This window comes from Psychrobacillus antarcticus (assembly GCF_029533155.1).
In the GTDB taxonomy this organism is placed as follows: Bacteria; Bacillota; Bacilli; order Bacillales_A; family Planococcaceae; genus Psychrobacillus; species Psychrobacillus antarcticus.
This window is the reverse complement of the sequence record NZ_JAIZDB010000017.1, coordinates 78051-102879: the sequence shown is the minus strand read 5'-3', so window position 1 is coordinate 102879 and position 24829 is coordinate 78051. Positions and strand designations below refer to the sequence as shown.

Annotated in this window: 22 protein-coding genes; 9 read left to right on the top strand and 13 right to left on the bottom strand. The window is 37.6% G+C overall.

The annotated features are described in order from the left end of the window. Positions 1-152 precede the first annotated feature (152 nt). Entirely contained in the window at positions 153-752 is a 600-nt protein-coding gene (locus LDK52_RS10760) for a transposase (RefSeq protein WP_277585967.1), read from the top strand. 20 nt (positions 753-772) lie between these two features. Here the strand turns inward: LDK52_RS10760 and LDK52_RS10755 are convergent, their stop codons facing one another. The 3 genes from LDK52_RS10755 to LDK52_RS10745 all read right to left on the bottom strand — a co-directional run bounded on the left by LDK52_RS10755 (position 773) and on the right by LDK52_RS10745 (position 3452). Continuing rightward, entirely contained in the window at positions 773-1570 is a 798-nt protein-coding gene (locus tag LDK52_RS10755; protein ID WP_277585966.1) for a gamma-glutamyl-gamma-aminobutyrate hydrolase family protein, read from the bottom strand. Positions 1571-1642: 72 nt separating this feature from the next. Beyond that, positions 1643-2713, bottom strand: a complete 1071-nt coding sequence (locus LDK52_RS10750; RefSeq protein ID WP_277585965.1) for a branched-chain amino acid aminotransferase — start codon at positions 2711-2713, stop codon at positions 1643-1645. Positions 2714-2966: 253 nt separating this feature from the next. Then, entirely contained in the window at positions 2967-3452 is a 486-nt protein-coding gene (locus LDK52_RS10745) for a C40 family peptidase (RefSeq protein ID WP_277585964.1), read from the bottom strand. Between the two features lie 362 nt (positions 3453-3814). Here LDK52_RS10745 and LDK52_RS10740 point away from each other — a divergent pair, with 362 nt between their 5' ends. After that, a complete protein-coding gene (locus LDK52_RS10740; RefSeq protein WP_277585963.1) occupies positions 3815-5515 on the top strand; it encodes a methyl-accepting chemotaxis protein in 1701 nt (566 codons plus the stop codon). Positions 5516-6277: 762 nt separating this feature from the next. Here LDK52_RS10740 and gdhA read toward each other — a convergent pair. Both gdhA and LDK52_RS10730 read right to left on the bottom strand, forming a co-directional pair. Beyond that, positions 6278-7660 carry an NADP-specific glutamate dehydrogenase gene (gdhA, locus tag LDK52_RS10735; protein WP_277585962.1) on the bottom strand — a complete coding sequence of 461 codons (1383 nt, stop codon included), beginning with the start codon at positions 7658-7660 and terminating at the stop codon, positions 6278-6280. Between the two features lie 571 nt (positions 7661-8231). Continuing rightward, complete coding sequence (locus LDK52_RS10730; RefSeq protein ID WP_277585961.1) at positions 8232-9830, bottom strand: M20/M25/M40 family metallo-hydrolase; 1599 nt, start codon at positions 9828-9830, stop codon at positions 8232-8234. A 1623-nt stretch (positions 9831-11453) separates the two neighbouring features. Between LDK52_RS10730 and LDK52_RS10725 the strand changes: the two genes are divergently transcribed. Further along, complete coding sequence (locus LDK52_RS10725; RefSeq protein ID WP_277585960.1) at positions 11454-11663, top strand: hypothetical protein; 210 nt, start codon at positions 11454-11456, stop codon at positions 11661-11663. On the opposite strand, the gene LDK52_RS10720 is transcribed toward LDK52_RS10725, so the two are convergent. Beyond that, positions 11658-12092: a HEAT repeat domain-containing protein gene (locus tag LDK52_RS10720; protein WP_277585959.1), complete on the bottom strand. Its 435-nt coding sequence runs from the start codon at positions 12090-12092 to the stop codon at positions 11658-11660. The two genes, LDK52_RS10725 and LDK52_RS10720, sit on opposite strands and share 6 nt — an antisense overlap. 201 nt (positions 12093-12293) lie before the next feature. Here LDK52_RS10720 and LDK52_RS10715 point away from each other — a divergent pair, with 201 nt between their 5' ends. Continuing rightward, positions 12294-12503 (top strand): hypothetical protein, encoded by a 210-nt coding sequence (locus LDK52_RS10715; protein WP_277585958.1) that lies wholly within the window; start codon positions 12294-12296, stop codon positions 12501-12503. Between the two features lie 143 nt (positions 12504-12646). On the opposite strand, the gene LDK52_RS10710 is transcribed toward LDK52_RS10715, so the two are convergent. After that, complete coding sequence (locus LDK52_RS10710) at positions 12647-13402, bottom strand: hypothetical protein (protein ID WP_277585957.1); 756 nt, start codon at positions 13400-13402, stop codon at positions 12647-12649. A gap of 90 nt (positions 13403-13492) precedes the next feature. Continuing rightward, a complete protein-coding gene (locus LDK52_RS10705) occupies positions 13493-13708 on the bottom strand; it encodes a hypothetical protein (RefSeq protein ID WP_277585956.1) in 216 nt (71 codons plus the stop codon). 447 nt (positions 13709-14155) lie between these two features. On the opposite strand from LDK52_RS10705, the gene LDK52_RS10700 reads away from it, so the two are divergent. The 3 genes from LDK52_RS10700 to LDK52_RS10690 are packed head-to-tail and all read left to right on the top strand — an operon-like array spanning position 14156 to position 17749. Next, the gene (locus tag LDK52_RS10700; protein ID WP_277586084.1) at positions 14156-14908 is read left to right on the top strand and encodes a DeoR/GlpR family DNA-binding transcription regulator; all 753 of its coding nucleotides are present in this window, start codon (positions 14156-14158) and stop codon (positions 14906-14908) included. Then, positions 14905-15816: a 1-phosphofructokinase gene (gene pfkB, locus LDK52_RS10695; protein ID WP_277585955.1), complete on the top strand. Its 912-nt coding sequence runs from the start codon at positions 14905-14907 to the stop codon at positions 15814-15816. Before LDK52_RS10700 ends, pfkB begins: the two co-directional genes overlap by 4 nt. A gap of 16 nt (positions 15817-15832) precedes the next feature. Further along, positions 15833-17749, top strand: a complete 1917-nt coding sequence (locus LDK52_RS10690) for a PTS fructose transporter subunit IIABC (protein ID WP_277585954.1) — start codon at positions 15833-15835, stop codon at positions 17747-17749. Positions 17750-17908: 159 nt separating this feature from the next. Here the strand turns inward: LDK52_RS10690 and LDK52_RS10685 are convergent, their stop codons facing one another. Then, the gene (locus LDK52_RS10685) at positions 17909-19402 is read right to left on the bottom strand and encodes a class I adenylate-forming enzyme family protein (protein WP_277585953.1); all 1494 of its coding nucleotides are present in this window, start codon (positions 19400-19402) and stop codon (positions 17909-17911) included. Positions 19403-19616: 214 nt separating this feature from the next. On the opposite strand from LDK52_RS10685, the gene LDK52_RS10680 reads away from it, so the two are divergent. Then, positions 19617-19745, top strand: a complete 129-nt coding sequence (locus LDK52_RS10680; RefSeq protein ID WP_277585952.1) for a hypothetical protein — start codon at positions 19617-19619, stop codon at positions 19743-19745. A 43-nt stretch (positions 19746-19788) separates the two neighbouring features. Here the strand turns inward: LDK52_RS10680 and LDK52_RS10675 are convergent, their stop codons facing one another. From LDK52_RS10675 to ytxJ, 3 genes are all read right to left on the bottom strand, one after another. Then, positions 19789-21537 (bottom strand): mechanosensitive ion channel, encoded by a 1749-nt coding sequence (locus tag LDK52_RS10675; protein ID WP_277585951.1) that lies wholly within the window; start codon positions 21535-21537, stop codon positions 19789-19791. 527 nt (positions 21538-22064) lie between these two features. Next, positions 22065-22880: an STAS domain-containing protein gene (locus LDK52_RS10670; protein WP_277585950.1), complete on the bottom strand. Its 816-nt coding sequence runs from the start codon at positions 22878-22880 to the stop codon at positions 22065-22067. Between the two features lie 260 nt (positions 22881-23140). Next, positions 23141-23497 carry a bacillithiol system redox-active protein YtxJ gene (gene ytxJ / locus LDK52_RS10665; RefSeq protein ID WP_277585949.1) on the bottom strand — a complete coding sequence of 119 codons (357 nt, stop codon included), beginning with the start codon at positions 23495-23497 and terminating at the stop codon, positions 23141-23143. A 145-nt stretch (positions 23498-23642) separates the two neighbouring features. Between ytxJ and LDK52_RS10660 the strand changes: the two genes are divergently transcribed. Then, positions 23643-24146 carry a YusW family protein gene (locus LDK52_RS10660; RefSeq protein ID WP_277585948.1) on the top strand — a complete coding sequence of 168 codons (504 nt, stop codon included), beginning with the start codon at positions 23643-23645 and terminating at the stop codon, positions 24144-24146. Between the two features lie 194 nt (positions 24147-24340). On the opposite strand, the gene LDK52_RS10655 is transcribed toward LDK52_RS10660, so the two are convergent. After that, positions 24341-24805 (bottom strand): divergent PAP2 family protein, encoded by a 465-nt coding sequence (locus LDK52_RS10655; RefSeq protein WP_277585947.1) that lies wholly within the window; start codon positions 24803-24805, stop codon positions 24341-24343. Between the last annotated feature and the right edge of the window lie 24 nt (positions 24806-24829).

The following is a 24829-nucleotide window of genomic DNA, read 5'->3' as shown; positions in this document are numbered from 1 at the left end:
TTATTTTAATGGCTATTATCGGGTGAAAATTGAATTTTGATAGCATTTTTGAATCAAGAATGGAATTGTTGTTTATAATAATGAATTGTGACAATTGTTGTTTGTTGTATTTTATTATATGGTGTTGTCAATATAGAGGAGGGGAAGTTCTTATGGACAATATCCGAAAGGTTTGGCAACCAGAAGTTTTTTATCATATTACGATGCGTGGTAATAATAAACAACCAATTTTTATTACTAAAGGGGATTTCAAGTTCTTTACTCATACGCTCGGGCAGGCAAATACCATTTACTCCTTTACAATCATTGCTTATAGTATTATGAATAACCACTATCATTTACTTATACGTTCTCCTAAAGTTCCACTTTCGGAAGTGTTAATTTTTATTAATATGCAATACTCCGATTATTTTAAGCGAAAGTACAAATACAACGGTCAATTATATGAAACTAGATATTACACTAATCTGATTTCTGACCCAAAGGAATTATTAAAAGTGAGCAAGTATATACATCAAAATCATCTATATTCACAAAGAACAATTTCAGTTAAGTTGGAGAATTACCCATATAGTTCCTATCCGTTTTATGTGGATGAAAAAAAGGGCAAACCTACTTATATAAATACATATTTATTACCTAGTTTGATAAAAAATTATCCTGAACTAAAGATGGAAAGTTATAATGTTTACTGCGATAACATTCAAATGGAAGTAGAAAAATCCTTCCATCGTCAATATACTTTGACATAGGAAGGATTTCTATACAATTATTATGCTATTATTTCTTGGGTTGGGACTAATTCGATAGCCCCGGCATTCATTTTACTTGCCTCAATGAAAGCATTAAAAATCGGACGCACTGTATCAACTTGTCCTTCCATCATTTCCGGATGCCATTGAACGGCTACAACAAATCGGCTCGACTCTTCCCATTCCATTCCTTCTATAATTTCATCAGGAGCAGTCATAGTAGATTTAAACCCTTTACCTAGCTCTTTTACTGCCTGGTGATGGAAACTATTTACTCTCAGTTCAACACTTTCAAAAATACTATTTAATATAGAGCCATTTTCAATTTGCACTGGATGGAATGAGTGATGTTTAATTGCTTTTGGCACGGAATGATTGATTCCTTCTGGTTTTTGAGATGCTAAATCCTGGTATAATGTACCGCCAGTTGCTACTGTGAGCAACTGCATTCCACGACATATACCAAAAACTGGAATATTCATTTCCGTTAACACTTTCTGAGCAAGTTTAAGTTCATGTAAATCTCTTCTTGGTTCAATAAATCCTAAACCAAATATAGGGTATTCACCATACAAATTAGGGTCAATATCAGAGCCCCCTGAAAATAATATTCCATCTAACTTTTCTAGCAGAGGGGTCAAAGTTTCTATATCTTTTGTGACTGGCAATATTACTGGTACTCCTCCTGCTCGCTCAATAGCAACAATATAATCATCTGCAAGCATTTGCCATTCTTGATTTTTTGCGCCTATACCAGCTGCCAAACCTGCTGTGTCATCTGATAAATAGTTTGCACAAATACCAATTAGTGGTTTCATCGCAATTCTCCGTTCTATTTAAACAAAATGATCGCCTCTCGATGAAGAGAAGCGACATGTTATATATTATTTTTATAACTCAACTACCCAGCCAAACGGATCTTCGATAATACCACGTTGAATTCCAGTTAATGTATCATATAATTTTTGGGAAAGCTCTCCTGTTTCACCGTTATTCACGAAGAATAACTCACCTTTCCAGCGTAGCTCTCCGATCGGTGAAATAACAGCTGCAGTTCCTGTTCCGAAAGCTTCGTCCAGTTTACCGTTCAAGTAAGCTTCACGAATTTCTTCCATTGAAACTTTACGTTCTGTAATTGGAACATCCCAGTGTTTTAATAATTCAATGATAGATTTTCTCGTAATTCCATCTAAAATACTTCCATTTAAAGCTGGAGTAACTACCTCTCCGTCAATTTTGAAAAATACATTCATGCTTCCTACTTCTTCAATGTATTTTCTCTCTAACCCATCTAACCAAAGTACCTGAGCGTACCCTTCACGATCCGCAACCTCTTGTGCTTTTAAGCTAGATGCATAGTTACCAGCGGTTTTAGCTGTTCCTGTTCCACCGGCAACTGCCCGAACATATTCACTTTCCACTAATATCTTCACTGGATGAATTCCTTCTTTATAATAAGAGCCAACCGGCGACATGATGATAATGAAGCTATATGTTTTAGAAGCGGATACTCCAAGATGAGCTTCTGTTGCAATCATAAAAGGTCTGATATAAAGAGATGTTCCTGGCTCCTTAGGAATCCACTCTTTATCAATTTCAATTAGCTGTTTTAAAGCCTCAATAGCTAACCTTTCGTCTATTGGCGGCATGCTGAGGCGATCAGCCGAAATATTCATACGTTTCATGTTTTGTTCTGGACGGAACAAGCGAACGATACCATCCTCTGATAGATAAGCTTTCATTCCTTCAAAAATCGTTTGTCCATAATGTAATATAGATGCAGATGGATCTAATGCAAGTGGCTGATAAGGGATGATGCGGTGATCGTGCCAACCTGTTCCTGCTGTATAATCAACGATAAACATATGATCTGTAAATTTGGTTCCAAACACGAGTTGCTCTGCTGGAGTTTTTTCATTTTTCATTTCATTTTTAGTAAATTGAATTTTTAGACTATTCATAGTGTGTTTCCCCAATCAATTAATATTAGTAAATTGCATCAATTTTAAACATGCAATATATTATATGCAATTATACTACTTTTGCAGAAATTAGAAATACCTTTTTAAATATTATTTTCAAAAAATTTTAAACATTTTATCTAATTATGATATACATATATATAAAACCTATACTAAATACCATCAAAATCACTCAATATTAACTTTAAAAAACCGTTTCAGCAAATCGCTGAAACGGTTTTTAATTTTAGGATTATTTTTTTGCTACTGTTACTGTTGCTACTCTTTTAGCACCAACGTATTTTTTACCCCAGTAATAAGGATCATTTAATTTATCAATTCGAACGCCTTTAGAGGATGAAGCATGGATGAATTTACCACTACCTATGTATATTCCAGCATGAGATACGCCTTTACCAGATGTATTGAAGAAAACTAAATCTCCCACTGTTAAATTTGCTTTTTTAACAGTTACCCCACTGTTGTACATTCCTGCTGCAGTTCTTGGTAAGTTTACGCCTTTACTTTTATAAACATATCCGATATAACCTGAACAATCAAAACCAGCCTTCGTTGTCCCACCATAACGATATTTAATTCCTACTAAACTTTTCGCACTAGATACTATTTCAGTGGATGCTACAGTGCTTGCTGCTTCTGTATTTCCTGCAAATGTTCCCGCGGCTAAAACTACAGTTAAACTAAAGATGGTAATGATTTTCTTAAACAAAGAAGTCAATATTATGTTCCTCCAAAGATGTGTATTGAAAAATTTAAACCAAAATGTGTTCTGAAAATTTCTCTATACCCATACTAACATCTCTTAATCAAAACTAATTTTACAGTTGTGTAACATTAACGTTACAGACTTTATGTAATAAACTCTCTTAGTCAGAATCTACTATACATGTTTTAGTTCTAATTACTGTCACAATTCGATTATTTTCAACATCTAAACCACGGCCAATAGTTAACACCTGGTATTTAATTGGTTATATATACCCGTTTTGTTTACTGATAAAACTGTATCTTTTCTACCTCTCTTTATGGTATAAATATGTTATATATGTTTTTGGAAAGTTAGACAGGAGAGAGTTTAAAATGAAAAATACTTTAACTATGCATTTAGGAATGATCATTGTAGGGATAATTGCATCGATGCTAGTAATCACATCGGTTGCCACTTACAATACTGCGTATGACGAACTGTACAAGGCAGCTGGTATTGAAGCTTATGGGTGCGCCAATATTACTACTGGATTGATTCAACCTGATGATGTTAAAAAGATTATTGCTGGGGATACTTCAGCCATTGATAAAGTTGGTCAGCAACTAAATTGGACGATTGCCCATAAAGATATTTTTGAAACACAGTACATATTAGATTTAGATGGTAAGTTACTCGCTATGGATGACAATTTAAAGGAACATGGCTTTAAGGCTGGGGATCAGTATTATATAGATGAGGAAGCCATTGCAATGTTAATAGAAATGAAACACGCTACATACTCTGAGGCTTATGAGTCCGCTGGATTAGAAAGACTTTCTGGCTATGCACCTATTTTTGAAGATCATGATCCTTCTAAGAGTATTATCGCAATTAGCGTCATTGATTTTGACGCATCTATTGTTAAAGACCGTACTTGGGATGTTGTTAGTGGAGGAATACTTATTAGCTTAATTCCCTTAATATTAGCATCATTAGTTACACTATATTTAATAAGAAGAAAAACGAAGCCACTTTCAGCACTTATAGCACATGCTGGTGAAATTGCAAAAGGTAATTTAACAGTACAAGACACGCATTTCACAAGTAAAGATGAGGTTGGGGATTTAAGTAGAACATTGAATACATTAGCGTCTAACTTACGAGATATTATCGGAACGATTCAAACAACTTCCGTTCAATTAACGAATAATGTGGAGAACAACTCTATTTCCCTAAATGAAATGAAAGATGCAGCACATCAGATATCAACTAATATGAGTGAAACTGCCATATCAGTGTCGGACGGAACGCTTACAGCAGAACGATCCTCCGATATCTTGAAAAATCTAGCACAAGACTTACAAATTTCAAAAGAACGTGCAGATACAAGTGTGATAAATTCCAAAACAACGATGCAAACTGCCGAAGAAGGCCTAACTCGTGCGAGTGAAATTAGTCGTGATATGGATAAAATCCGATCTGCTTCTATTGAAACAAGTGAAACAATAGGACGTCTAAATGAGGCTACAACAAAGATTCAACAAATTACTGGCTCTATCTCAGCAATTGCAGCACAAACTAATTTACTAGCACTTAACGCTTCGATTGAGGCAGCTCGCGCTGGTGAACACGGTAAAGGTTTTGCAGTAGTAGCCGAGGAAGTTAGAAAACTAGCTGAACAATCAAATACAGAAGTAGGTCAAGTCGAATCAATAATTAAGGACATTACAGAAAGTATTAAGCTAGTAGTGGACTCTACAAAAGAAAGTACGAAATTAATCGAAACAGGCTCTTCCACTGTCCTTCAAACATCTCAATCATTAAGTGATATTTCGACAGCAGTTGCAAAAACCGTCGAAGAGATATCGATGATTTCAGAGATGACAACTACAGAGGCAGATAATTCGAAACGGGTCGTAGAATTGATCAATCAGCTTACCGAGTCGATAAGAGGGATTGAAGAGGTTACTACAACTATTTCAGCAGCAACAGAAGAAACAACTGCTTCCATTGATGAAATTGCGATCAGTTCAAATGAAACAAATGAAATTGCACAACAGTTAAAACAGATCGTAGGTAAATTTAAAATTTAAGTAAACAAACAAAAGGAGCAGTTCTCAATTTAGAGAACTGCTCCTTTTGTTAAAGAGTGGTAAATACTTTAAAGAATTTAGCGATCTAATGATTTCCGCTCCGATCGGACGCTTTCCGTGGGCACGGCTTCAGCCGCTTCCCTCGCGATGCTCAGTCCAGGGTCTTCAGCTCGCGCTATTCCCACTGGAGACGCCGCTCTGCGCTCCAATCAACTATACCCACTTTATATGGTTGGATATTAATCCACTTAAATATACATGTTTTCTCTTAAAATAAGTAAGGCTGAAAGGGACTTAGATAAAAGAAAATCCACTTTCTACATTACAGAATAATAGCCCAATTAAAAAGACCGTTTAATCCCTATATTACCTTTGACTACTATTATTATCTAAGCGGGAAGCTATGCTCTATCTAATAGTTGAGTACTACTCACTTAATTGATTGGAGTGAAATGTGGCGCGACTCCAGCGGGATAAGCGAGAAAGTCGAGACCCCGCAGGGAAGAAGCAAATCGCCTGACTGAGGAGGCTTGGCCTCGCCCGCGGAGGCCAACAGGATTGCAGCAGGACTCGGCGATCTTAGATTGCCTTCCTTTTGAGACGTGGCCCCCTTAGCCTTTGTTCTCAACATGTAACGGAAATCAGTCGGATTATTCATATTTATAGTTTTATGAACCCAGTGGAAACGGGTCATTTAAATATTATTCATTCATCTATCAAATAGGAAAAAGGAGCAGTTCAATGAACTGCTCCTTTTTCTTATTAATGAATTCCGTGCGCAACCATTGCGTCCGCTACTTTAAGGAATCCAGCTATATTTGCTCCTATTACAAAATTACCTGGATGTCCGTAACTTTCTGCAGCATTAAAGCAGCTAGTGTATATATTCTTCATCACAGCCTTCAACTTTTCATCAACTTCTTCAACCGTCCACGACAAGCGCATACTATTTTGCGACATTTCCATAGCAGAAACAGCAACTCCACCAGCATTTGCAGCTTTGGCTGGGGCAAATAAAACCCCTTTTGCTTGGAAGGCAAGAATGGCTTCTTCTGTACAAGGCATGTTAGCGCCTTCCCCTACTGCCTTTACCCCGTTTTGAATTAACAAAATAGCATCATCTTTGTCCATTTCATTTTGAGTCGCGCAAGGTAAAGCAATATCACAGGCTACCGACCATATATCCTTGCAACCATCATGATAGATAGCATTTGGATGAGTCTTTGTATATTCTTTAATACGTTGACTATCAAATTCTTTTAACTGTTTAATCGTTTCTACGTCAATACCCTTAGGATCATAAATATAGCCAGTAGAGTCACTACATGCTAGCACTATTGCCCCAAGCTCTATAGCCTTTTCCATTGCGTATATTGCTACGTTCCCCGATCCGGAAACGACTACTTTTTTCCCTTTAAAGCTATCTTTTTTCGTCTTCAGCATTTCTTCTACAAAATAGACGGTGCCGTAACCTGTAGCCTCTTTTCTACCTAAGCTTCCTCCGTGATTTGGGTCTTTCCCCGTAAATACTCCCGCCTCATAACCACCTTTTAAACGATTATACTGGCCGAACATATAACCAATTTCTCTCTTTCCTACGCCTATATCTCCAGCAGGTACATCCATATCTGGACCGATATATTTGCTTAACTCGGTTATAAAACTTTGCGTAAATCGCATTATTTCACGTTCTGACTTTCCTTTTGGATTAAAATCGGACCCACCTTTACCTGCACCAATCGGCTGTCCTGTCAAAGCATTTTTAAAGGTCTGCTCGAAGGCCAAAAATTTCATAATACTACTATTAACTGTCGGATGAAAACGAATTCCACCCTTATAAGGTCCTAAGCTATTATTAAATTGAACGCGGAAACCACGGTTGACCTGAACTTTTCCAATGTCATCTTCCCATGCCACTCGAAACGTGATAACTCGATCAGGTTCCGTAATACGTTCTAATATTCCATTATGTATATATTCAGGGTGCTTTAGAAATACAGGTCTTAGTGAATCAAAAATTTCACGTGTTGCCTGTAAAAATTCTTTTTCGCCTTGATTTCTGTCCTTTACTAATTCGAATACTTCATGCACATAGTCATTTGCTCTACTTTTATGTTCTAGATTTGTTCTGATTGTTTTTTCCATCCTATTACTCCTATCGTAAAAAAACTATTAGTTTTATTATCTCCAAAAAACATTATTTTTTCAACATGTTTATAAACAAAAACTTATGAACATACAAAAAAGTCCGACAAATTACATATTTGTGATAGTCGATATTTTTTATTTTCTTCTCTCCAACGAAAGAACCCAAAGTACGATTGGATAATTTCTCCCTTGATAAGTATATCATCCTTTAGAGAAATTAATCGAAAGTTCAATGCGAATTAGTAAAACCGGGCACATGCCCAATCCTTTAGTTCAAAACCCGTTTCTATCATATTTGAAGGGCTTTGGACAGACGTTTTGCTATATGATTACCGATTGAATTTTTAGAGATGCTGGTTGGTTGTGACGTGCATCACAACCAACCAGCATCCCTTTTTTCGGTAATCTTATGGCGTTTCCGGGCGTTATTTGCTCGGTTTTTTCTTACAACACCTGTTAATTTTTTATTTATTCTTTCGCCCATAAAACACAGTGTAAACAGTACAATTTTATATACTTTATCTTTATAGAAAAGACTTCCCATTTTTAGGAAGTCTTGTTAGTATGCTTAAAACAAACTTTTTATTAATGTTTCTAACATGACTGGCATCTCTACAAATGCACTGTCTAAATGGAGTCGTTCTGTTTTTTGATGGGCGTCTTTACCGAAGGGTCCAACGTTTAGAACAGGTCCTTTTAACTCCGCCATATCGTCAAATGGAATACTGTATGTGTCTCCCCATACAGGTGTATTATTTTCAAATGCAGTCCAGCCCTTACCTTCATCCTCATAGTTCACATAGCTTAAATCACAAATTCCATTGAAATAGTGGATTTGATCCACTTTATTATTAAATGATAGAGCTGATTGTTTCATCAATGCCACTATTTCTACTATTAGTGTATCTTTAGACGTGTTAACTGCTGGATAGTAAGGTGGCGCAAATAGAATAACTGTCGCAGGTGCTAGCTCTTGGCATTGGATCATCAGGTCATCTACAATACGAAGTGATTTTTCTCTGTCATCCCATTGCTCATTTGTCAGTGTTTGTTGTTTTAGTTGCTCAACTTGTTCTGTTCCTAATTTTTTATTTGCATAGGTAAGCAGTTCCTCATAGCGTAAAACTTTCACTGACCCAATCCCAGTTACTTGTTCACGTTCACAAATCATTGAATAATTTTCGTTTAGTGCTTGCATAGCATCTTCAGCAACTTGCTCGAACAAATCCATTACTTCCGAGGCTGTTCGTTTCAGTAAAAACACATTATATAAGGCTACTGCTCGGTAAGGTGTTTGTGTTGAATAAGACATTTTCAAATCTTTTTGTTGCAATGAAACTGGTAACGGCGTACTTTCCCCAAGATCGGTCTCACGGAAAGAGTCATTCCATTCCATTCGCTGTGTCAAAAATGATGCAATATAATTAGCAGTCATGCCTTTCATCGGTTCTCCCACATGCGTTTCCTTACCATAAAACAATGCTGCTGGCATGATTTTACCAATCGTTCCTGTATAAATATACTCTGCAATGTCAGTAGGATTTTGAGAAAATGACGGTTCACTATTTAAAAATAACTTGTACGTCAATCCAAATTCCTCTCGTATGCGTACTAAATGAGTTACCGCAGCGCGCATACCAGCGGAATTGACTTCTTCATCCGGAACAGAAGTCAAAACTAGATTAATCGGCCATTGCTCGACACTCGCTTTTTCAATCAACTGCATATGTAAGGCAAGTCCCATTTTCATATCCATTGTGCCACGACCAAACAAATACTTACCAGTTTCCAAGTCAGCACGAGCACTTTCTGGTAGTTCTTCTGGATTTTCCATTAATTTTTTGGTTAACTCCTCTGGAAAATAAGCAAGAGGCTCCAATGAACCGTACTCTTCCGTCTGAACTGTATCAAAATGACTGATCAGTACGATCGTTTCTGTTGCTTCTGGATGTTTATACAGGGCAGTTACTACTTGTCTTCCAAGTCCCGCATCCTGCATTTGTAAAAGACTTGGACGGTCTTGAAAGTAGCGTAACTCTCTGAATTTTTCTACTAATTTAGGGGCAAATGCTTGCTCCCCCTCTGTTAGCGTAATACTATCCCAGCTAACCAGCTCACATAACAAAGCACGTAGCTTTTCAGGTGTAACCCATAATTTACCCATCATTGTCTCTCCAATCCCATCATCAATAGTAGCTATCTACTTAAAATATATGCGCTACACTATTAACTGTCAATCTATTTTGAATATTTATTAACATTACTTATTTTTGCCGTACTTCAAATCAATTATCAGCCGTATTTATAACAGAATGATATTATCTTTAACAGTATATATAATAAATTATATATTCATATAAGAAGAGCTAGGTAATAAAAAGCCAGGTCCTCCAAAAATAATAATGTAGATTTACTACTGATTTCCGCTTCGAGCGGACGTTTTCCGTGGGCACGGCTTCAGCCGCTTCCCTCGCGATGCTCAGGCCAGGGTCTTCAGCTCGGTGCACCTGTCGCTTCGCTTTCGGTGCAGAAAACATTTGCTATTCCCACTGGAGTCGCCGCTCTGCGCTCCAATCACTTAAATCCGCTTTATATAATCGGTAAATTGGACATAAAACACATAAGTATACCTGTTCTATTTTAAAATAAGTAAAGATGAAAGGGACTCAAATAAAAGGATATCCACTTTCTTCTCTCATAAAAATTAGTATTCCTAACCAAGCGGATGGTTTAATCCCCACATTAACTTTGACTACTCTTATCATCTAAGCAATAAGCTATGCTCTATTTTATTGTTGAGTACTACTCACTTAATTCATTGGAGTGCAAGGTGGCGACTTCAGCGGGATAAGTGAGAAAGTCGAGACCCCCGAGGGAAGAAGCTTAGCGCCTGACTGAGGAGGCTCGCCATCGCCCGCGAAGGCCAACAGGATGTTGGTCACGAAGGCATTGATGCCCACAGGAGGTGGGTTATGCAATCGTTGCCGCAGGACGCGGCGAACTTAGATTGCCTTACTTTTGAGACGTTGCGCTCTTAGCCTTTGTACCTCACCTGGAACGCAAATCAGTAGTCTCGCTTAATTTAGCTTTCATGCACTTCTTCATTAAGAAAAACCGGGCAAAAAAACGCCCGGTCCTCTAGGATCTAAACCTGTTTCTACTGTTTTCGAAGGTCTTTGTACAGATTTATTGCTATATAATTACCATTTGATTTTTTAAAGATGCTGGTCGTGACTGAAGTCACGACCAGCATCTTTTTTTCTAGGTAATCTTATGGCTATTGACTGTCCGTCGCCCTTCTACAACTTTTAGAAACGGGTTAGTTCATTTTTTTGGTAACTAGAGAAAAGATACTATCCTAATAATTGAGGAGAGAGGATGACAGTCTAACTACGCGACATCTTGGTGCTCCTGCGCAAAGCTCGTCGCAAAATAAAAAAACATTTCGCAACGACTGCCTGACCCGCATCGTGCGGGCCTGAAGATGGAATTTCGTTCGCTATCTCACTTCTTTATTTAGTAAACACTTCCTAATTCTCTTATTACTACTATATAAAAGAAGATCTCATTTCTTCCTCATTTATTCAATAGTCGATTTTATCACTATATTAACTTTGTCTACTCTTATCGTCTTAGCGATAAGCTCTGCTAATCTTCTTATCGAGTACTACTCACTTTATTGATTGGAGTGAAAGGTGGCGACTCCAGCGGGATGAGGGAGACAGATGAGACATCACATCGACGCGGAGCGACGGTGATGGCTCATTGCTCACCCGCGGAGGCCAACAGGATGTTGGTCACGAAGGCGTTGCCACACGACGTGGCGCTCTTAGCCTTTGTTCCACCACCTGAAACGCAAATCAATAGTATTATTCATTCTTTCAAGTCCCATGAATCCAGTGTACACGGTACATTTTTATATACTTTCTTATCTTTTCAAAAAAAGCAATTGTCTATGTCGACAATTGCTCCAGATGATTCACAGATGAAATTACTATAACTTAGACCATTCGTTTTCTAACCAAGTCTTGAATTCGTCGCCTTTGTCGCCTTCATACGTATCATATACATCGATACGCATTCTTTTTAGTTTCGTTAAAAACTCTTCAAACGTATGATCTTTTGGTAAGCTCTTCTTAACGCGAACAAACACTTTGTTTGCTCCTTTTAATAATTCGAATTTTTTACGCTTCGGTAACTGGGCTTCTTCTCCAAATTCTAATAAGCTTTCGAAAGCAGCCTCTTGTACTTTGTAAACTGGATCGTTTGCAAGTCGAGTTCTTAAAATATCTTTCACTTGACTATGATTGTACTTCCCTAGTTCAACAACTGCGTCATAACGTGCTTTCCAGCTTGCAGTACGATTGGCTGCTTTCTTTAGTTCTTCGTAGTTCTCTGGCAATTCAGTTTTTATTGTTTTGTTTCCCATATGATTCAAACTCCTTTATATTCTCTAATACAGTATTTTCAGCATCCCTTCATTATATACTACTTAAGTAATATCACCTAATTAAATATATAAGAAACACATGCTCATTAAGTCTCATAAACTATATACCCATTTAAACTCTCTTATATCTATTAACCTTTATCTATACGAATGATATACTCCGTTAAAGGAGGGAGAATATTGCGTAATGCTGGTGAATTTAAAAAGTATAAATTTTACCTGAGGTTTAAAGGTGGTCATAACTTAATATTCGAAACGAATACAGATATCCGTACAGCTGAAAGAAATAGAGTAGATGGCGGGGTATTTGTAGAGACGGAAAACAGTTATACGATTAACTTAACGCAATTAGAAAAGTTAAATGTCAAAACACTTCATGAAAATACATAAGGAATACTATTATACACATAAAGCACTCTATCCGCTTACGGAAAAGAGTGCTATATTTTTATACATAGCAACCATTCTTAAATCGTTGATTTCTAATGTTGCTCCCTTCCTAAATCCTCTTAAATTCACCACCTGAAGATTGATTAAGTTTCCTTTTTCTTTTTTTTCCTCTTGCTATTTGTATACCTCTCACTCAATGGTAATCCGAAAGTCGGATATACTTGCTTTACTAATTCTATATTCTTATCGATAAAAAAATAACGATGAATATAAACAGTAAAATATGCAGTTAGAATCGACAATAAGGAAATTAACACTATAAATAGAGTATATAAAGCGGAGTCAGTATAAATAAATGTTAGTAAAAACTGACCTATAAGATACCCTAGTGCACCAATAGATACCCACGCTACATTAATACTCCTCATATTTTGTAATTTGTGATATGTTCCTGAATTCAGTGCTTTTATATTTAATACATTTACTCCTACTAATAATATAATGAATAATAACATGGTAAGGATAAAAGGAACTTTTCCTTCTACCTTCATATCAAGATATAACAACTTGACAATACATAAAAAATAAACAAACGTATTTACTACCCCGTAAATGCCAAAAAACAAATAATAGGACTTCTCATATTTATAGGGATCAATTAAATATATTATTGCCCATACTGAGATAATAACTGTAGGAATAATTGCAGCTAAAAAAAATGTTACTGAGAAGGTTTCTCCTATTATCGGAAACAATCCAATAATATATAATAACAATATAAAGAAACAAATAATATTCCCTTTATTCTCTTTAGGTGTTTGAAATTTTAAATAGGATAAAGTGACATTATCGATTACTTTCTTCTCTATTTGTAGATTTCCTCGATATTTAGTGGACATACTTTTTCCTCCTTTTCAACTACATTCCGTATTTATATATTGAATAACACTTCTCAAATAACACCTAAACTCATCTCCTTATATGTTTGGTCATGGTTTGTCTTTTGAAACTGCACGAAAACAGGCGTTTTTTTGAATCATACTATGCTGCTTCATATAATCAAATAGTTCCCAATACTTCACTTGTAATTGTTCATTAGAATTATCGTTTACTCTAGTCATAAGTAAATTATCCACAGCAAAATAGCTTTGAAAATTCACTTCCTCTTCTTTAGGAAGAAAGAAGTGGTTTTCCACAATTATCATTCATCACCCTGTTCTTTTAAAGAAACGTAAAAATCAATCATACATTCTCCGTACACTTCTAGTAAAACACAATAATATGTATCCTCTACCTCTAAGTGATTGGAATTGGCATAAGATATTACTTTTTCATAGGCGGCATAAAAATCTAATGTAGTTACTTGTCACTGCTCAGTAGCTAAATGCTTAGGGTAAGCTTCCATAAAGGTGGCAGATTATCCGTAGTTATTTTTAAAAAAGCAACAATGCTATTACAAAAATGCCTCAAATCATTAGGAACTGGGGTATTTTTGTATTTCTATTTATTTTTTGATTTGATTTTTAACTGCTTTTAAAAATAAGTGACTGACTTTGAATGAATGTGATTGTTTATGATTGATTTTGATTGATATTTCAAGTAATATTATTTTTAACAGGAATATAACTCTATTTAAGAAAGCGGGTGATTACTTGCTAACAAATGAGCGACACGCTTATATTTTAAAAAAACTAGAAAAAAAACGAACAGTGAAAATTCAAGAGTTGGTAGAAGAAACAGCAGCTTCCGAATCGACAATTCGAAGAGATTTAACTGAACTTGAAAGCCAGCAAAAACTTGAACGTGTCTTTGGTGGCGCTATTCTGACCGGGCACATTCTAAAAGAACAAAGCTTAACGGAAAAATCTACGCAGAATCTTTCCGAGAAAGTCCAAGTCGCACAAGCCGCCGCAGAACTGATCAAAAAAGGAGACAGCATCTTTTTAGATGCTGGTACTACTACTTTTCAAATGATTCCATTTCTTGAGAACAAAGACCTGGTTGTCGTAACTAATGGACTTAATCTCGTTGATGCATTAAACGAATATGGCATTAAAACTTATTTGACCGGAGGATTGTATAAGTCGAAAACGAGTGCTTTTGTCGGTTCTCAAACGGTACAAGCTATAAAAAATTATCGTTTTGACATCTGTTTTCTCGGTGTCAATGGTCTTCATGAAGAATACGGTTATACAACACCGGATCCTGAAGAAGCAGCGATCAAACAATTGGCAAGTTCCTTGTCTAGAAAATCCTTTGTGCTTGCTGATCATTCTAAAATCAATCAAGTCAGTTTTGCTAAAATCATGGACCTAGAAAACGCCATGCTAATTATCGATAGTATACCGACAGAAACTTTGGATATTTTCAGAAAAAAAACTTCAGTAAAGGTGGTGCACGAATGATTTATACTTGCACAATCACACCATCAATCGATTATACAGTTTACCTTCCTGCTTTCGAAAACGGGAAACTAAACCGCTCAGAAGAGGTGTATTACTATCCGGGCGGTAAGGGTATTAATGTTTCACGAGTATTGAACAGACTTGGTGTTAAGAGCAAAGCACTAGGATTTACAGGTGGCTTTACGGGCAAATATATAGAAGATTTCCTTCAAAAAGAAGAGGTAGATACTGATTTTATTGAGACTTCACAAATAACCCGGATAAATATAAAAATCAAGTCAGATAAAGAAACAGAATTAAACGGACCTGGTCCAGAATTGACGGAGCAACAATTACTGGTTCTTACAAATAAAGTAAAAGCCATGAAAAAAGGAGATTGGTTCATTCTTGCTGGCAGTCTTCCTAATTCCATACCAGTTAGCTATTTTCTCGACCTTGCTGAAATCTGTATGGAGAACGAAGTGCATTTTGTACTTGATACTTCCGGTCCGGCGCTGAAAAAACTGACAAAAGTACCCTGCTTTTTGATCAAGCCGAACCTAGAGGAACTGGGGGAGTTATTCGATACCGAAATAACCGATATAAATGATGCACATTATTATGCTAAAAGGCTTTTGGAGAATGGCATCAAACATGTCATCGTCTCAATGGGCGGTGACGGGGCTTTACTTGTTACCAAAGATCTATCTTTAAGCGCAAAAGCGCCGATTGGTCTTGTCATCAATACAGTAGGATCAGGCGATTCGCTCGTTTCTGGTTTTATTGCTTCCTATTCAAAAGACGAAGATCCTGAAATAGCTTTTCGTTACGGTGTTGCAAGCGGAAGCGCCACTGCCTTCCGTTCAGATTTATGCGATCAACAAGGCGTCGAAGTATTACTTAAACAGGTAGAAATCACCCCAATCTGATAAAGGATGTGACAGGATGAAAATCACACAATTATTGACAGCAGAAACAATTATACTGAATTTAGATGCCACTTCAAAACAACAGGTTCTTGAAGAGTTGACAGGACAATTGGAACAGGCCGGAAAACTAGTGGATCGACAAGCGTTCCTGAAGGATATCCTAGCGCGTGAAAATCAGAGTACTACAGGTATCGGAGAAGGTATAGCGATTCCTCATGCCAAGTCAGTAGCAGTCAAAGCTCCAGCCATTGCATTCGGCAGATCTGAACATGGCCTCGACTATGAATCATTGGATGGCCAACCCGCTCATCTGTTTTTCATGATCGCAGCCTCTGAAGGTGCCAACGATGATCATCTGGAAGCCTTGTCAAGACTCGCGACATTTTTAATGGATGAAAGATTCCGCTCACGTATTCTTGCAGCCAGTTCGAAACAGCAAGTTTTGCAAGCGATTACAGATAAAGAGGCGGAAGCCGAAGGGCCAGAAGATGCATTGGAAGAAAAGGCTGTACCTGGTTCATCCGCTAAAAAGATTCTAGCGGTTACAGCCTGTCCGACAGGAATTGCCCATACCTATATGGCGGCAGAAAAACTCAATGAACGCGCAAAAGAACTTGGTATTACGCTGAAAGTGGAAACCAATGGCTCTAGTGGTGTGAAAAATCGGCTAACCGAAGCAGAAATTACAGAAGCTGAAGCCATTATCGTGGCAGCAGATACCAAAGTGGATATGGCTCGTTTCGATGGAAAACATGTCATCCAGACTGCTGTCGGCAAAGCGATTTACGAAACAGACGATTTACTGAATCGAGCGGTGAACCAAGATGCACCAATCTATAAGCATGACAAATCAAAAGATGAAGCATCCTCTAGTGAAGGCAAAGGCGGGTTTTACAAACATTTAATGAACGGTGTATCCAATATGCTACCATTTGTCGTCGGTGGGGGTATTCTAATTGCCATATCGTTTTTCTGGGGCATAAATGCTTCAAATCCTGACAGTCCTGAATACAATGAATTCGCTGCTATGCTAAATACCATTGGTGGCGGCAATGCCTTCTTCCTAATGGTGCCTGTTCTAGCCGGATTTATCGCGATGAGTATTGCTGAGCGACCGGGATTTGCGCCTGGAATGGTCGGCGGACTGCTTGCTATTACCGTAACAGGCGTTGAAGGAGCAAGTGGTGGTTCCGGATTTCTTGGTGGACTGATTGCCGGGTTCCTCGCTGGTTATGTTACGCTGTTAGTCAAAAAAGTATTTTCAAGACTTCCTAGTTCACTTGAAGGGTTAAATCCCGTATTGTTCTTCCCCGTGTTTTCAATTGCCATTACTGGAATAATCATGATGTTAGTCAATCCTGAATTGACCAAAGTCTATACAGGCATTTCAAGTTTTCTTGAAAGCCTCGGCGGTACTAATCTAGTGCTTGTCGGATTACTTCTAGGGGGCATGATGGCTATTGATATGGGCGGTCCTATCAATAAAGCCGCTTATACATTCGGCATTGCTATGCTTGATGCACAAAACTTTAATTTCATTGCTACTGTCATGGCAGCAGGAATGGTTCCGCCACTCGGCGTAGCGATTTCTACCACACTTTTCAAAAATAAATTCACAAAAACTGAACGTGAAGCCGGCAAGACAGCTTATGTGCTCGGTGCTAGCTTTATTACAGAAGGTGTTATTCCGTTTGCAGCAGCAGATCCGGCACGCGTTATCCCGGCTTCTGTTGCCGGAGCCGCAGTTACCGGTGCATTGGTAATGCTGTTTGACATTGGCTTGCGGGCTCCTCACGGTGGAATTTTTGTTATCGGCCTCGTTGATGGGGGAGCGATAAATATACTAATGTATATATTCGCCATTCTCGTGGGATCCTTTATTACTGCTATAACCCTTGGTTTCCTGAAAAAGAAAATCGTAATTGCTGTATAATGCAATACACTAAAGCTTTCGGATTTTTTCTCCGAAAGCTTTTTTATATTTGAATGATCACGCTTGTACATGAATTTTGCAAGCTCGAGCTAGCGAGTTATTTGGAGAAACAAAAAAAATGACATTCTATTCCTTTTAAGAAGTAGAATGTCACTTTTATTAGTTTCGTAATGTAGTTTTTAGTACTTTTCCACTTGCATTGCGTGGTAAGCTATCTATAAATTCTACCTCCACTGGTAGCTTATATTTAGCCAAACTTTTCGAGCATTTATTCCAAACATCTTCTGCGGTCAGTTCTTGGCCTTCTTTCAATACTACAAACGCTTTTGGAACCTCCCCATATACCTTGTGGGGGATACCGATTACAGCTGCTTCTAGTACTTCAGGTATTTCATAAAGAACCTCTTCCACTTCTATTGGGTATACGTTCTCCCCACCGCGGATGATCATATCTTTTTTTCGATCCACAATATATAACAAACCATCTTCATCCATGCTTCCTAAATCGCCGGTATATAACCAGCCTTCTCTAATTGCCTGTCGCGTAGCTTCCTCATTTTTTAAATACCCCTTCATTACCTGAGGACCCTTTACAACAATTTCTCCTACCTGACGAGGAGAGAGTGGAATGCCATGCTCATCTACTACTTGAACCTGTGTGCCTGGTACTGGCTCTCCAACAGATCCTACTTTATCCAGGGCATAATGATCCTTCAATGTTGTTGCCGCTGGAGAGTTTTCTGTTTGCCCATATATATTTTGGACTTTCACTTCCGGGAATAGTGATTTTACTTTGCGGATTAACTCAAATGGCATAGGAGCAGCACCATATGTAAATAATCTTAGATTAGATAAGTCGAGCGTTTCCATTTTAGAGCTATTCAATAAAATACTATACATCGCTGGCACACCAAAGAAGACCGTAATTTTCTCTTGCTCCAATGTATCCATCGTTTGTTCTGGAGAAAAACCTTCTTCAATAACGACAGTTCCACCAGCATAAATAACTGGAATACTAAACACATGACTTGCTGCACAATGAAAAAGAGGAGCTACAATTTGCATACGATCGGTTGAGTTTAATTCGAGTGCTTCAACGTAAAGTTTCGCGGTCGCACGAACATTTGCTGCCGATAGCATAACCCCTTTTGGCTTACCAGTCGTACCAGATGTGTAAAAGATGACCGTCGTAGTATTTGCATCCACCTTTACTTCATTAAATGATAAGTTTTCATCATTTAATACTCTGAGTAGCGTGTCCTCCTGCCCTAAACATAGAACATCTTCGAAACTATCCATCGTTTCTGGTAGGTCGTTTAATATATTCTTTAAACGAGCATCATATATGAAGGCCTTTGCCTCAGAATGGGTCACTATATAATCTACTTCCGGTGCAGTTAACTTTGTATTAATCGGTAAAATCGTGAAACCACCTAGCTGACAGGCATAATAACACGTCAAAAAATAATCTGAGTTTATCAAATACACGGCTATGATGTCTTCTTGCTCATACCCTTTCGATTGAAAGTATCCCGCAAGACGTTTAGCTTGCTCGAATAAATCTTCGTAGCTTGTCTCCCTACCTTTAAAAGAAGTAATGATTTTCGATGGTTGTTCCTTTGCTAAATATGCCAATCTCTCTGAAACTAACATGCTACTCCCCCTTTTCAAACATATATATGTATGAATATTGTGAAAATAAAGAATATTTATACTTTAATACTATTATACATAATTAGTAGAGAAATCATAACTAATTATATGAGGAGATTAAGACTCTCTAAAAAGATGAATCAATCGATGGTAGAAGATAATTGATCGATGACCTACACGGTTAGAGAATTTCCATTTTAAAAGGGTGAATCGGTTGAATAAGTTCAAGAATCGGTCGGTAACTACTGATAATCGGTCGAATCTGTCTGAAAATCGGTTGAATCGCACGGATAATCGGTCGAATCCACGTATGAAACGGTTGAAAGACTTCGGACTACCATAAAAAAAGCTCCAGCGAGATTATTTCCCGCTGAAGCCAATTCTTATTATTCGTCTTTACTATCGTCTATCGGCGGTAGGTCTTCAAATGGATGAAGATCATCTGTCGATGGGATATTATAACCGGTGCTTGGTGAATCTTGCTCATGAGCCGGATTTACTTCATTTACATCCACTTCCTGAATAGGACTCACTTCATCCATATGAGCGCTTGTCCCTTTTAAGCTTTGTTCTGCTTTAGTAGGATCTTGAAAGTTCTCTTTAATTGATTCTTTCATTGATTCTTTTTCTTGTTGATATTTTTCTTTGGAAACTTCTGCGTCATTTAAACTTCTTTCTATCTTCGTTAAATATTTTGCAGCATGCTCACGGCCTCCAAGTCCAAATGCAAGCCCGAACGCTAATGCTACTCCTCCAAGAATCAGGATGAATGCTGCGTTAATTATAGAAGCCGCAATACCTAATTGGTCTAATGCCATGAAAAACGCAAATGCTAAGATTGCATATTTTGCTACGTAACGAAGGAAATGTGGTGTTCCAGATGAATGTGTCATCACGTTTCCAACTATTTTTTCTGCTAAACTAGCTAACCAGAATCCTACTGCTAGAATAATAATCGCTGCAATTACGGAAGGCAAGTAAGCAAATATTCCTGTCGCAAGTGTCACCATAAAGTCTAACTCTAATAATTGAAGTGCCTCTACAACGAATAACAAGATAATAACGACTTGCACAATCGTCCCTATTAAAGTTGCAAACGAAGGTGCTGCTCCATTAGCAGATTGGAATCCCATTTTTCCAAAAATAGAATTCACACCTAATTTTTCTAGTAACGATACAACAATATCCTTCACCCATTTAGCGGCAACTATACCAACTAGTACGAGCACAATTGCTACGAAAATCTTCGGTAGCATCGTCATGACATCATTCAACATGGCAATAGCTGGTCCAGAAATACCTTCTAAATCTAATATCTCTAGCGCTGTAATGGATACTGGAATCATGATTAAAACAAATGCTATAATGCCTACAATTTTGGATAGACTAGTACCCTCTACAAACGAGGATAGTTTCCATTTATCTGCTAAACGATCTGCTCCCGCTGATTGTAATAGCTTTTCTAGTAGGTTTCGAACTAGTTTCGCTATAAACCAACCGATTGCAAATACAATTGCAGCTGATATTAACTTCGGTATAAAGTTAAAGAAACTTGCGAGCATTCCTTCAAAAGGTCCACTTAATCCATTAATTCCTAATGCATTCAATACTGCTGGAATGAACAAAAGGAATATTAAATAATACGCAACCTTTGCTGCAGTATCCGTCCACTTTGCCTGATCTTCAGGTTTTGCGTCGATTCCTGCCTTCTCCGAATATTTATTCAGATGGAGCTTTGATCCAGCCATTTGTATTGCTTTTTTCACGACAGTAGCTAATACCCAAGCAAATAGTAAAATCAAAGCAGCTTTCAATATATTCAAGAAAGCTCCAGTCAATCCAGAATACATGGAAACGAGTGGTGCTGCCATCGAATTCAGATTCAATATATTAAAGAATAAAACTAGTGCTAAGATCAACACGATTACAAATACAACCTTACTAATAACCTTCTCTACGGTCCATTTGGACTTCGTATTTCCTAATCGTTCATTTACCCGAAACTTTCTTAATAATTTGTGAGTAGCATTTTCCAATACTTTCGCCACGATAAATCCAATAATAAGTACAAGTATTGCAACTACTAACTCTGGTAAGTAAGATAATGTATCATTCCAATAATAACGATCTAGCATACTCTCTCCTCCTTCTATTCAACTATGTTCATATAAATTAGTTACCCTAGGCAAAGGAAAATTAAACAGGAATACAAAAAACTCCCGGTTCTTTAGGATCTAAACCTGTTTCTACTGTTTTTTGAGGGCTTTGGACAGTCTTATCGCTATATAATTATCGTTTATTTTTTAAAGATGCATTTTCATTTGCTATTCTGCTTCTTTATAGGAGCACCCCCGGCCCGACCCCGCCCCTTTGTTAGACTCAAATGCTTTCCAATTTGTGGCTAACACTGGGGGTCACAAATTGGAATAAATCCCCACTTCGCAAGTAAATCGCCATCAACCGCAAGTAAACCAAGATGAACCGCCAGTATACGCCGACAATCCACCGGTACCTCCACAGCGACCGCAAGTATCCAACAAGCGACCGCAAGTAAACTCAAAACAGAAGGACGCTTAATAGCTTGTTCCTATGCAGCACACATAATTTAATCTATAAAAAAAATCCAATCCCTCACAAAAAGGATTGGATAAACTACATTCTATTATCTCAAACTATTAATAGCCTGTTTTACACTTCCATATGTATCAAAGCAGGTAAAATCAATCCCCGCTTTCACGATTGTCATCGATAAATTAGGTCGAATTCCCGAGAATAACACTTGAATGCCTAATAATTCGAGCACATTGTGAATAGTGAATATATGCTGTGCGATTTCCGAATCTATTGCCAAAATTCCGCTGAAGTCAATAATTAGATGGTCAACCTTTAAACCCGGAATGGTAGGAATGACATAATTCAATAAATGCTGAACCCGTGTATAATCAATCGCTCCGATTAACGGTAAAATAGCTACACCATCTTGAATAGGGACAATTGGTGCGGACAACTCATTAATTTTGCGTTGATGATCCTTCATTAATTTATCACGATAAATTTCATACGAATGAATAGTTTCTGTCATACTTACATCCATCAAATAACCAAATCGATTATTTACTTTCACAACATCTTTTGTTGATAACCCCTGCTCCATAGATATTTGAGAAATTTTTTGTAAAAATAATAATCGATTAACTGCATATGGTTTCATAACGGAAGAAAACTGCTGAAACAACCTCGCTTCTTCTTCACCGTTCTGCTTACCCCATAATCTCAGTACTTCTTCTGCTGACTCTTCTGTTTCTTGTAAGGATTCAGACAATAATATTAAAAACTGGATGTTTTTTTGAATGGCTTGTTCTAGCTCTTCCGGCGTTAATTTTATATTTAAATTTTCCAACGCAGTATTTGTCATGTCTCGTATAATATCCTCTGCATGATTCACTAAATAATTGCTTACTTTTTGTATAGTTTCCATTCCATTACTCCAATCTTTAAAAAAGTGAAACTTCAATCATTGAGGGTTTTCCTCATCCGTCAATGATTGAAAAATTGAACTCAGGCGAATAACGCCGCGTCGTGCGGCAATGCCTGAGTGACCAACTTCCTGTTGGCCCGAACCATTTGGGCTTTTACGGGCAGTTCACTCCCACTCATACTTGGTTACTTTGGCCAATCTTTGAGGTGGGAGTCTTACGACGTACTAGTGCCGATGTTGCCACAGGACGTGGCGACTTTTTAATCGGCCTGCCCGTTAATGTGGGGAAAAGAAGCTGTAACCTTATCTAACTCCTTTTTTGTAATTTTCCAGTGCGATGCATTCCATACAACTTCCCCATTCGCAATAACAAATGCTTGAGGAGATTGATGTTGAATTCCCAAGTCATCCGATATTTCATCGGATACTTGACGGTGCTCTATAACCTTCACCAAATAACGATCCACCGGTTTTTCAAACGAACTGAACTCACCATATGCATGAGCACTTACCGGACATGTGGTACTATGCTTGAACACCACTAATGGTTTCTCGTTGGACTGCTCCAAAACTTTCTTCCACTGGTCAACAGACGTAATTTCCGTATAATTCTCCATTAAACAATCTCCTTTCTATTATATATCTTCCTTTACACATACCCTAACTTATTCACTAGTAATCATAATAAACAGAAATGTTTAAGTCTAGTATTTTAGGTTATACAATATAGTATGTTTGAACACCATGAAAGGAGACAACTAGATGACTATTACAAGATTTAAAGTCCTTACTACGACATTACTAACTTCCACCTTACTTTTAGGAGCTTGCGGGGACAACAATGATGAGGTTGAAGAAAACAAGCTGAAGGATGCCGAAGTACAAAAACAGGAGGAAGTAACAACAGAACAGGATACTACTGTTGAAACTCCTGAAGAAGAACCAAAAGAAGTAGCATTCGAGTCGTTTAATCTACATATCGATAATGCCGAGACAAAAGATGCCCTAGTGGCTCAATATAGTGAAGAACCAAAAGACTCTCTTTATACCAATGAAGCCGATTCCGCAAATATTAAGGGAGAAGAAGCCAATGAACTTCTTAAATCTGTTCTTGGCGAACTACAATTAACCAAAGATATGGCTGATGAAGATGTCATCCAAAGAATCACACTTGCTTTTGGGGTGGAAAAATATACAAACTTTAATTTAGAGATTCTATATGATGGAGAAAAAGAAGCTAAAACCTATACAAACACAAACAAATAAGCATATAAAAACCAAGTTGGAACTTTTCCAACTTGGTTTTATTTTTGTTCCCGTTACAGGCTTTACTTGCGATTCTCGGAGGTTTACCTTCTCTTGATTGGGGTTACTTGCTATCAATGTGTTACTTAAACCTAAACCAAAGTTATAAAGTCAAATTAGAATTGCCATCTAACTTGGCATTTACTATGAGTGGATCAATCTTCCAATTTAGCGCATAATATCCCAAAGGCAGTTCCTAATAACGCACCAGCCATTACTTCTACTGGCTGATGTCCTAGAAGTTCTTTCAATTCGCCCTCTCGTTGAACATATTCAAAGCTAGGGAAATTTCCGGAAAGTGCCACAAGATTGTCTTCCAAGTCATTTACTAATTGTGCAATTTCCCCAGTATGTCTGCGAATTCCCTGGGCATCATACATAACAATTACCCCGAAAACAACTGCTAGGGCAGTTTCTGTATGTCGAGCTCCTTTATTTGCAGCAACATATGATGCTAATGCTGCGACCCCCGCTGAGTGTGAACTTGGCATTCCACCAGTTGTAAATGCCTGTTTTAAATCCCAATTGCCTGTTAACTTTTTATGCGTGAAAACCTTCAAGCCTTGCGCTAGACCAATTGCCGAAATCGCAGTAATAATTCCTCTATTCATTTTCGTCATTTAATTCTCCACCATTTCAGAATT